We start from the raw sequence: 11000 nt of genomic DNA, 5'->3' as shown, positions 1-11000 counted from the left end.
AATTTTTCTGATGTCGATGAACTGGATGCACATGCTATATATACCGAAAATCGTTAACGCTATCCCGGATATCCTTACAAGGAAGATGCTTTCGAAAAGTATACTCCTGTTGTTGTTGATGCTTTGCCAGGCGGCTTGGGCACAGTTTCCCGTGCAGGTAAACACACAGCTTCGTCCGCCCTATACACTTCAGCTGAGTGAGTATTATGCAACGGGTCGTGAGAAACTTGTGGTAATTCTTACCAACCGCGACTTGAACAAGCCCGTGGTCAACGTAAAGCTTCGCATGATCATTGAAAGTCAGACGGTGCAACTGCGAACCCGCACGTATGCAGATGTACCGGTTATAGCATTGGATGCCGGTGTACCCGTGCGTTTATCGTTGTCTGATCTTGCTCCGTATTTCAACCCGGAGAACCTCGACTTCTCAGGCATTACGCGACAACAGTATATGCAGCAGGCTCGCTTGCCCGAAGGATTTTATCAATTCTGTTTCGAAGCCGTTGAAGTTTCATCCGGACAGGTAGCAAGTGCTAAGGGATGTGCCATGGCATGGATAAGTCTGAGCGATCCGCCATTATTAAATGTACCGCGCAAGGGAGAAGCCATTGCCTATAAGGAACCTCAGAACATTATCTTCCAATGGACACCACGTCACCTCAATTCTCCGAACTCTGCTTTTCAGACCGAGTATGATTTTCAACTGGTCGAGTTATGGGACACATCATTAGCTCCCGAGATTGTTTTTCAATCGGCCGCTCCGCTATATGAGACAACGACACGTTCTACCACGTTGCTATATGGTCCGTCACAACCGTTGCTGATTGTAGGTAAACGCTACGGATGGCGTGTACGTGCCCATGCCCGCAGTGGTGTAGAAGAGGTAGATGTATTCCGGAATCAGGGCTATAGCGAAATATATTGGTTCACGTACCAGGACACATGTCCACCACCCGCAGGTATAGCAGCGACACCCGGTACCTTTGGTAATCTTGAATTTAACTGGGCAGCCGATCGCAATCACCGGTCATTTGTAGTTACGTATAGACAAAAAGGTAAAGATGATGGAGCCTGGTTCGATCAGAAGACCGAGCAGGCCATGGCATTGGTATACGATATGCAGGCGGGACAGGTATATGAATATCGTGTCGGTGCATTCTGTAATACCGATCAGCCAACGTTCAGCGAAATAAAAACAGTAGAAGTACCCGCGAGGAATTCAGAGACATTTGTCAACTGCAGCATTGTACCTGATCCGGATATATCCAACAAGCAAGCTATACAAAACCTGAAAGTTGGAGATGTATTTCGTGCCGGTGATTTCCCGGTAAAGATACAGGAGGTAAGCGGCACCGGCACATTTACCGGTAAAGGATATGTCATGGTTCCTTTCTTAGGCAAGGCCAAGGTAAGTGTAACGTTTAGTGGCATACAGGTAAATACAGGCTATCAGCTCATCAGCGGAGAGGTCGTAACAAAATACGGATCGAAAGGCGAGGGGATAAAAGATATAGATGAGACACTCGATCAGTTCCGCGGATACGAAGGATTAGTATCACGACTGAAAGGCCTCACGGTAACGATGGACTCTTCTTCGTTGAAAAGTCTTACGGACAAGGTTGTAAAGGAGGCCAAAGAAGAATTACCGGCTGAACTCGCCAATGAAATTACACAGGATGTAAAACAACTGAAAGAAGCGAAACAAGCTTACGATAAAGCGGATGCCGCTTATGCCGCAGCAACCTCACCGGAAGAGAAAGAAGCCGCGAAGCTGAAACGCGATGAAGCAGAAAAGAAATTCAACGCTATACAAGAGAAGTTTGAAGGTAAAGCCGAGGATGCTATTGATACCGAAGCGTATACGATAGCCTTTGCGCAGGCTAAAGACGCCAATTATGGTTTCGACAACTTACAGGATAAGTATAGACCGTATCATGAATCGAACTATGAGACGAAGCAAAAAGGCAAAGAACTATACTATATCCCCTGGAAGGCTGTGGCTACCGGATCGTTTGATTGGGTAAAAGCATATTCAACGCCTTCAGGTAGTCCATTACCGCAGAACCTTATCTTCCGTTCTACAACGGGGACTCTGCAGACCCAGCCCGGCACTAATCCGCAGGAAGTAAATATACGTGTGCATGGCTATGGTGCAGGAGAGAAGAATGAAGTTATAGCCTATATCCGGGCGACCGGTGCTGATGGTAAAGAGACATTAACCGAAGCAGGAAGTCTGAATGTTGTCAGCTATAGTAAAGTTATTCGCAAGCTGGTATTGGTGCCGGTAAATACAACAACGCTTGATATATCTATTCAGGAGATTCAATCTCAACTAAATGCTATATATGGCAAAGCAGTTGTACAGTGGACGGTGCAGAAGGACCAGCCGTTTACCAGTTCGTATGACGTAGACAACAACGGACTCGATGATGGAGACAGCGAGTTTCTGTCCAATTATACCGCGGAGATGGAAACGCTCATCAGCGAGTATGAAGAGAAGAAAGCATTGGAAGATGATACATACTATCTCTTCCTCGTATCCGGTTCGGAGAGCAAGACCAAACTCGGCTATATGCCCCGAAAGAAAACAGCCGGATTCATCTACATGGATTTAGCGAGCGGCCAGTCACTGGTAAAAACTATCGCCCACGAATTAGGACACGGAGCCTTCCGACTCGAACACACCTATAAGACATACGCCTCACTGGCAAACGGCACTACCGATAACCTGATGGACACGCGTCCGGATGGTGTAGCATTGCATAAGTATCAATGGGATTTAATACACGATCCTGCTTTAGTCATTCCTATACTGGAGAATGACGAAGATGGTGAGTTGGTTGCACAGGTAGTACAATGTTTGACAGGAGCGAGTCTTGACTTCGCCATGTACTATACCGCTACGTGGATGACCATGCAATTCGATGACGAGGTAGCAGAAGCAAATAAACCTTCCTTCGCGGATTTTGGAAGTGTTACGAGCTACAAAGAGTTCAGCAAAACCGAAGCCCTTGTATCGGCCGGTATATCTTGTGTAACGGCAAACCTGCCAGCCTTTATTTCTCCCATCGCAAGCAGAAAATTGAAATCCGGATTATCTGCATTGGGTGGCGCAGCTACTGGCTTTGCCACCGAAGCAAGTAAGCAATATGAGCTAGCCTATACTAAAATAAAGAAGCAGGGTAAAGATCCAGGCATGGCGGATGTGATAACGGAGATAGATTGGAAGCCTATCATTCAAAGTTCTGCAGCCAGTGGATTGATGACCGGTACAGCGACCTGGATAGCATCGAGTCCGAAGTATAAAGCTTTATTGGAAAAGATAGAAGATCGCCTTGGTATAAAGGATTGGACAAGGGATGCGAAAAAAATGGTCGATTACCTTTTAATAAGGAAACGAATTCCTCCGGCCTTTATGACTGCCATGAAGAAGTTTGGAAAAACAGAGGGCGAGATTGCCACATATTTTACGGAGTATCATTACTCAAGAGCAGGTCAAAAATTCCTGAGGGACATGGAGTATTACCTGGCTAACAAGAACGCCTATAGATTAACCTCTGATGAAGCTTTTGCATTGTGGGGTTATACAACGAAACTTTTTTATAAGGAATTAAATGCCAACCTGAGGAATGGTGTAAATGCAGATAAGACAAAAGAAGTCACCGAATTGATAAACGGAGCACTTAAAAAGCTTCCAAATTATAGTGGTGCGAAGGTTTATAGAGGTATTGCAATTGAGCCTTCCATGCTGCAAGCTTTTATCAAGGATTACAGCTTGGGAAATACTAAACTGTGGAATGATTTTACTTCTTGCGGAGGTTCTCTTGGTGCATCGTTCAGTGGCCGTTCGGATGTGAATGTTATTTTTGAAATTGCACATACAACGGGCAAGGAAATATCAGATTTGGCGGATGGCGTTTTGTATGGAGGTATGCCGAGACCTGAGATTCTCATTAAAGCAGGTAGTCAGTTTAAGGTAATTGCAGCTCCTCTTTTTGATCAGTCGCTGCAAAAGTGGGTAATTAGAGTTCAGCAAATTCTTTAGTATATGGAGCTATCGGAGGCTAGACAATTTTTTAAAGATCGACTTAAACTTGCGTTGAGCGATGATCGGCAGCCGATGCCGGATATACTTGAAGTAAACAAGGTATATGAGTCTATATATTATCGTGAGTCACAGCGTGGTTGCAGAGATCTTAAATATAAACTTGTGAAAGATTCAAGTGATCGTTACGTTTTGGATTACTATTTAAAAACGGATGATTACTCTATACATAAACGGATTGATGCAAACGGTAACTCAATAGAATTGGAAAATTTTGAAGCACAGTTTGGGTGGCCGGTATACGAAGATAAAGCTGAAACGGAAAGGGAACATCAGCGAATCAAAGAGCATAACCAAACGGTATATGCTATTCTAAAGAACAAAGGATTTGAAAAGTAAGAGCGCAGTGAAAAAATATATAATTGTAATTCTGTTGCTATCGGGGGCTGTGTGTTATGCGCAGCAGAACGTTCAAGCTTACTTCAATGCTATAGCCAATCAACAACCCACAAGCCCCTTCACATTCGATCCGGCGGTAGGAGAGAGTCGCTATATCCAGGCATTGTCTCCTTATCTGACAGATACGTTGGTAACAGTTCGTTCGGAAGCATATCTTTTAATAAGCCGCCTGGGACAAAATAGCAAGCAGGCGAAGATTCGCAGGGAAGTAGTTAAAGTGCTTTTGAAAGGATGGCGCGATAAAGATTCGGGCATAAACGGGCAGGTAGCCAATGGGTTGTTCCGGTTTAATAAAGAGGATTTTGATAAGACTGCATTGGAAGATGTTCGAGAGCTTAATAGCGCAGTAAAGCCCTATATAGGTAAACTTTTCAAACTCATTGGTAAACTCGACCTGCGCGATCAGTTAAATGCTATAAAGGTGCATGTACAGAATCAACAAACTCCTTTGTCACGAAAAGATATATGGTCAGGTTATGTAGCCATGGCACGTTTGGGAGACGCATTGTCCGAGCAGACGGTTATGGATAAGGCGAACAAGCTTGGCTCCAACGATGATACTATATATGAATTGTACCCTGACCTGGTATATATAAGATCACGGACTACGATTGATTTTCTGATAAAGGAATTATACAGTGAAGAAAATAATTGCTCTTCTCCGGATGCTGAGTCGGATCGTCCAATCAACTGTGCGTATCGCATTATGGAGATGCTGGGGCCTGTTATTAAAGATTACCCGATTGCTGTCAGTGCGAGTGGCGACCTGGTTGAGAAAGATTATCCTAAGGCGTTGGCTACAATCCGCAGATGGTTCAATGAACGCAACGGGAATTATACGATCATGAACCACTGATAAACATTTGTGCGCTATATGAAGAAGATTTTTACAAATACAGGTTGGCGTAACATAGGTGTGCAGGTGAGCTTCCTGCTCGTTGCATTTGGTTTATATGCGTGCTTCCAGGAGGAGACTATTCCTGTATCGATTGATTTTTCCTATACCATCGGGAATGAAAATTATACTACACCGGCCCGCATCAGTATAACGAATAATACTACCGGAGCCGAAAAATATCAATGGACATTTGAAGGCGGACAACCTGCTACATCTTCATTACGTGATCCCGGTATCATTACGTTTACGGAAGCAGGTCCGCACGCCGTTACACTGGAAGCCTGGAGCGAAGATGATCGCCAAAGTAAAACGATTTCCATTACAGTATACGATGGTGTCATACCAGATTTTTCTGCAGAAGTGTTGACGAATAATATATCACCGGTAACAGTTCGGATCACCAATAAGACTGAAGGAGGTACTGGTTTTCGCTGGGTGTTCGAGCAGGGGAGTCCTGGGGAATATACCGGGGAGAATCCACCGGATGTTCAATTCTCAGAGCCGGGAGATCATCGTATTATACTCATTGTAGAAAATGGTCCTGCTGTTGATTCCCTGATACAAACTATATCCGTAGCGGCTGCATTATCTCCCGGGTTTGAAATCATTCCTGATTTCGAGGATGATGACTACGAAGCACCCTTACATGCTACACTACAGAATAACACAGTCGGAGGACTGCAGTGGCAATGGTCATCTACCGGTGGACAGATCAGTAACAAGACAGCACAGCAACCGGGTATATATTTCGCTCAGCCCGGCACCTATAGCATCACGCTACAGGCATCCAACGGTAAAGAGACCAAAACAATTACAAAAGATATAGTTGTAAAGCCTAATACGGGCCTTCGCACTTTTACGGATGTTAAACTCGGAATCAATACTGCACATGCTACTATCGGCAGTTATTACTCTACCACGTTACGCAGGGTGATCAGCAAGAATGATCCGGACTCGTTGTTTCAATATGTAGATATAGCATACTTCGGGCTTAACGCTACGTTTACTTTCAACAAGTTCACGTCACCGGATTCTGTTGAAGAGTATACCTTCGAAGCAATACCGCAGCCGCAGGTAACGCATTTTATTAATTCTCTTGATAAATGTGCCTGCGGAATTGCACTGTCAGAAAGTGATTTTGACCAGATGACTACGGATGCACTTTTGCAGCCGCTGAATATAACTTCAACCGCGAAAGGATTACAACCTTTTGATGATGTGCAGGTACCACGCATCGTTCTGTTCAGGACACAAGACAATCGTAAAGGTGCTATCAAGATCAAGTCCTATCATCGCGATGGCTTGCAGTCTTATATACTCGTTGATATTAAAGTTCAGAAAAAATGAATCCTCTCTACACGTACCGTTGTCTGTTAGTTCTTTTGGCGCTCCTGGTTGGGCCGTGGTCGTATGGACAGTCCATTCGCCTCGACAACCTGCGTGATCAGTTCGGTAAAGGCAAACCTTTCAAACTGAATGGAGCTTTGTCTGCCAATGGTATATATTATAATGGTAATGGAGGCTACGGCCGCGATCCGTTCTCATATTTTGTGAACGGTAGTATGAACCTGAATTTGTATGGTTTGGTAAATCTGCCGTTTTCATTTACACTCACAAGTTTTGGCAGCGATTACTCATACCCTGTACCGCCCAATCGCTTCAGTATACATCCATCCTATAAATCTGTAACAGCACATATCGGAAATATAGCAGCAACGTATTCTCCCTATACATTGAATGGTTATTTGTTTACCGGAGTGGGTGTCGATGTCGAGCCGAAAGACAGCGGACTAAAGGTAAGCGGTATATATGGTCGCTTGCAGAAAGCTGTTGAGTATGACACCGCCAATCGCATAACAGCGGCTGCCTACGAACGCATGGGGTGGGGAAGCAAGATCGAATATCAAAAGGATAATTATCGCCTGGGGATGATTGCGTTTCATGCCTGGGACGATGTGAACTCTATTCAGAACAAACCTGATAGTTTGCAGATATACCCAATGGCCAATACGGTACTCAGTGTAAATGCCGGCACACGACTATGGCAGCACATGGATATAGCGATTGAATACGCTACGAGTGCTGTAACGGAAGATGTACGCGCTGCCAATGCGGAGAGCGACAACCTCTTCGGGCGTATGCTCAACAATAAGGAGTCGACTGGTTATTTTCATGCTATTAAATCATCGCTACAATATACATTTACCAGTACGATACTCGGAGTTGGATATGAACGCATTGATCCGGGCTACAGAACACTCGGGGCTTATTACCTCAATAATGATTTGGAAAACATCACCGTGAATGCAGCGCAGCCGTTGTTCAAGAGCAAAGTACAACTGGCCATGAACATGGGCTTTCAGCGCGACAATCTTGATCATGCAAAGTCAGGATCATCGACACGATTTATAGGATCAGTGAATGTGTCATACACTCCTTCTGATAAACTGACTTCGGCATTTACCTATTCGAACTTTCAAACCTTTATGCGGATTCGTCCGCAGTTCGTAAACATAAACCGACTGGATAATTTCCAGAACCTTGATACGCTTGACTATACACAGGTGTCACAAAATGCAACGGCATCTGCAAGCTATATGTTTTCGCAGACAGACGATGAAATGAAGGGTATCAGCGTTGACCTGAGTTTTCAGGAAACAGCCGATGAGCAGGGTGGTGTAGTGCGCAATGGAAACCTGTCGCAATTCTATAACGCATCTGTTTTATATACCTTGTCACGAATGTCGGTCGGGAGAAATTTTTCTACCGGATTTAACGTGTCTTATAATACAATCGGTCGCGATGACTTTATCACACTGGGGCCGATAGCGAGTATAAGTGCCAGTATACTTCAAAAGAAAATTACCACAGGAGCCAATCTGTCCTATAATGCCAGTCGCACAACAACCGAATGGGACAATCATGTCTTTAACGTGCGATGCCACGCTATATATAAAGTCCAGCGCAAGCACACCTTTAACCTGAATGTGCTCAACCAATGGCGTAGTACCAGCGAGGCTTCCACTAACGATGTCACAGTTACGGTGGGGTATAATTTTATATTTGGCACTTGAGTTCTTGCCTGGAGGGGAGGGACCGTTTTTGCCGGCAGGTTTACAATAACATGATATGAATAGAAAGATACTTTTAATAACTGTGACCTTTATTCTGTTTCTCGGAATATTCTTGATAGGAATTTACTTTATCAAATCAAGAGACTTGGAGGAGAGAGAGGAATCAGAGTGGTATAGTAAACAACTTGATTATCAATTTTGTGGGATTGTTGTCGATAAGGAGTCTTTGAAGCAAAAGTGGGGATATGGTTACATTACTTGTATTTTGAACACTGGGATAATTATTAGTACTGCGAAGGAAGATAGTCTACAGAGCTACTTGCATAGTAATCAATCGGTACGATTTATAGTAAGTAAAGAGAAGGATCTGGTAAGATTTTTAGTCCAAAATATTAATGATCACGAGAGGGACGACTCCTTGTGCATTGATGCTAAGGAAGGCGAAATCAATTTTTACAGAAAGGGAAGGTACATCTGTAAGCATAGTATAGCATCAAGTCTTAAAACTGATTGGTTTAAATAAGAATATCCATTATTCGCAGATTTACTTATATCAGACTATCTGAAAATTTCGATCATCAATTTGTTGTTCGCTATTCCTTTACAAGGAGTGACTCTTGGGCTCAAAAAATAGGGTACGAGGGGGATAAACAGAATTTAGAACTTCAAGTTACAAAGTCACTGTTTATTATGTTTTTACGAGACCTAAGAAAAAACTTAACGGACTATAGTAATAATACTTTATTCGTTGTTGGTATGTAGAGTGGTTTACCTGTACATAAGATATATACAGGCAACTGTTTCCATATTATTCGTAATACTCAAACGCATCTATGATGTCGAGGTATACACCATCGAATCCGGCAGCAAGGATTTTGTTTAGATAGGAATCGTTGTTCTTGTAAATGATATTCTGCCAGTCAGTTTCCCAATATTTTACTTTATAGTTACCGGGCCAGTCAGGGTTCTCTGCGTCCATCCATGAAGGCTTCGTGCTGTTCCATGAACTTTGCCAGTAGTAGCGATAGTTTTCAGCTTCTCCAATCGACATATAGGCAATTACTTTTCGTTTGCCGCCTCCGTTCTTTGTTTTTAGCTGAGCAATTTCGTCAGCAGTAAAAGAAGTGCCATCGTGAAAGAACAAGTCGATGATCATGACATCATATCGCGTGTTTTTCAAAGCTTGCACAAAGTCAGCGCGCGTGGCATAGTTATCGGGATTGAGCAGGTAAAGGAAATTTTTGGCATCAGCTAACGAATTAACATCACCACTATGCACCTGGTACGGTTCGCTTGTCGGGATGATATCAAGTTCACGGTGTTCTGCAGCATACGACAAGTAACCATAAGTGTTATTGGTAGCATAGGATGCTGACTTCTTGCTATCAGTAGAACAATAGTCGGTAATGAGAATGGTGTTGCCGCTACTGTGTGAGCGATCGAGAAAAGCTTTCAGGTAACTGGTAACATCAGACGGAGTTGCTACATCGTCCTGATCATATCCATATAAGAAGTCTTCCTGGCCATGAGCATCAATCGCATCCAGGTAAGCGGTGTGAAGCGCACCATCCTCTTCACCATTTTGTGTAACGAGTTGAATACCGTTCTGCGGGATGATCGCAAAATCAGCGGAAGTACTTTTTGCCTTGCTACTGATGTTGATCACCAGGTTGCGCATCTCTTCTTTGTAGTCTACGGCTGTTGATGATGTTGATTTATCATCGTCCGATGAACAGGCAGAAGCCAGCGCGATAGCGCCAACAATTGGATAAAGGGTAATTTTCATAAGGGATTTTGTGATTCGAAATATAAATAGTTCAACAGAGCTAAAACGATCTATGTAAGAGATTATTCATTTCTTGATATTTTTTTTCTGAACGTATATATTCCAGTATATATTGTGTTTTATATATACCTAAACTTGTTGATTTATGCTTATTTGACAAGCAATATGGGGTATAAATAAATCATTAAGAATCACGTGTAACTATAACTATATATTTAACAGAGAAAAACAGCAACTAACCGAATAATAGGTAGCGATCGGGATATGAAGCCGGCAATTGAAAAGATTTTCGTACAAGCGGGTAGTAATACAGGAAAAACAGCTGTTGTAAAGACAGAATTTATTGTGGATTATTCTCCATCCAAAATGCAATAACTGCAAGAGCTACAAAACCAGCTACAGTCATAGTTAAATAGTACCTGTTTTGTTTCCTTGCCTTCTGAACAAAATTTGCAAATTGCTCATTGGAATAAAGTACAGAATAACTCTCTCTGTCCGGAAAAGGCTCATAAAGACGGGTTATCCCGGAATATCTATTTACCAACTGTTTATAATCCTTTTCTCCTAAACTACTTCTTTCTTCCTCGATAAAATTCAATAATGACTTTAGAGTATTAAATCGGGTCTTCATGAGTAATGAGGCATGGATGAAATGCACGATCACAATAATTAAAACAATGATGGCCATATAATTTTCTGTAATGGTATATTATTTATTTACTTCCAGAGTGATTCATT

The 11000-nt window shown here is 42.9% G+C and carries 7 protein-coding genes; 5 read left to right on the top strand and 2 right to left on the bottom strand.

Annotated elements, in window-relative coordinates; genetic code table 11:
• The first annotated feature begins 10 nt into the window (after positions 1-10).
• Genes ACFQ21_RS01820 through ACFQ21_RS01800 form a run of 5 tightly spaced genes read left to right on the top strand, consistent with a single transcriptional unit; the run spans position 11 to position 8476 of the window.
• Entirely contained in the window at positions 11-4045 is a 4035-nt protein-coding gene (locus tag ACFQ21_RS01820) for a hypothetical protein (RefSeq protein ID WP_377573982.1), read from the top strand.
• Positions 4046-4048: 3 nt separating this feature from the next.
• Positions 4049-4444 carry a hypothetical protein gene (locus ACFQ21_RS01815; RefSeq protein ID WP_377573979.1) on the top strand — a complete coding sequence of 132 codons (396 nt, stop codon included), beginning with the start codon at positions 4049-4051 and terminating at the stop codon, positions 4442-4444.
• 7 nt (positions 4445-4451) lie between these two features.
• Positions 4452-5360: a hypothetical protein gene (locus ACFQ21_RS01810; protein ID WP_377573976.1), complete on the top strand. Its 909-nt coding sequence runs from the start codon at positions 4452-4454 to the stop codon at positions 5358-5360.
• 18 nt (positions 5361-5378) lie between these two features.
• On the top strand, positions 5379-6749 hold the full coding sequence (locus tag ACFQ21_RS01805; protein WP_377573973.1) for a hypothetical protein: 1371 nt from the start codon (positions 5379-5381) through the stop codon (positions 6747-6749).
• Positions 6746-8476, top strand: coding sequence for a hypothetical protein (locus ACFQ21_RS01800; RefSeq protein ID WP_377573971.1), 1731 nt, complete (start codon positions 6746-6748; stop codon positions 8474-8476). Before ACFQ21_RS01805 ends, ACFQ21_RS01800 begins: the two co-directional genes overlap by 4 nt.
• Before the next feature lie 808 nt (positions 8477-9284).
• Here ACFQ21_RS01800 and ACFQ21_RS01795 read toward each other — a convergent pair.
• Positions 9285-10262: an endo alpha-1,4 polygalactosaminidase gene (locus ACFQ21_RS01795; protein WP_377573968.1), complete on the bottom strand. Its 978-nt coding sequence runs from the start codon at positions 10260-10262 to the stop codon at positions 9285-9287.
• Positions 10263-10602: 340 nt separating this feature from the next.
• Positions 10603-10950 carry a hypothetical protein gene (locus ACFQ21_RS01790; RefSeq protein ID WP_377573965.1) on the bottom strand — a complete coding sequence of 116 codons (348 nt, stop codon included), beginning with the start codon at positions 10948-10950 and terminating at the stop codon, positions 10603-10605.
• Positions 10951-11000 lie beyond the last annotated feature (50 nt).

Origin of the sequence: Ohtaekwangia kribbensis (genome assembly GCF_042676245.1) — a bacterium.
In the GTDB taxonomy this organism is placed as follows: Bacteria; Bacteroidota; Bacteroidia; order Cytophagales; family Cyclobacteriaceae; genus Ohtaekwangia; species Ohtaekwangia kribbensis.
Note: the sequence above shows the minus strand (reverse complement) of the source record. Positions and strands in the feature narration are given on the sequence as shown.

What these genes read in the sequence shown, in the direction of transcription:
- ACFQ21_RS01795 (WP_377573968.1), bottom strand. Translation starts at nt 10,262, where the DNA reads ATGAAAATTACCCTTTATCCAATTGTTGGCGCTATCGCGCTGGCTTCT.
- ACFQ21_RS01800 (WP_377573971.1), top strand. Translation starts at nt 6,746, where the DNA reads ATGAATCCTCTCTACACGTACCGTTGTCTGTTAGTTCTTTTGGCGCTC.
- ACFQ21_RS01820 (WP_377573982.1), top strand. Translation starts at nt 11, where the DNA reads ATGTCGATGAACTGGATGCACATGCTATATATACCGAAAATCGTTAAC.
- ACFQ21_RS01790 (WP_377573965.1), bottom strand. Translation starts at nt 10,950, where the DNA reads ATGGCCATCATTGTTTTAATTATTGTGATCGTGCATTTCATCCATGCC.
- ACFQ21_RS01805 (WP_377573973.1), top strand. Translation starts at nt 5,379, where the DNA reads ATGAAGAAGATTTTTACAAATACAGGTTGGCGTAACATAGGTGTGCAG.
- ACFQ21_RS01815 (WP_377573979.1), top strand. Translation starts at nt 4,049, where the DNA reads ATGGAGCTATCGGAGGCTAGACAATTTTTTAAAGATCGACTTAAACTT.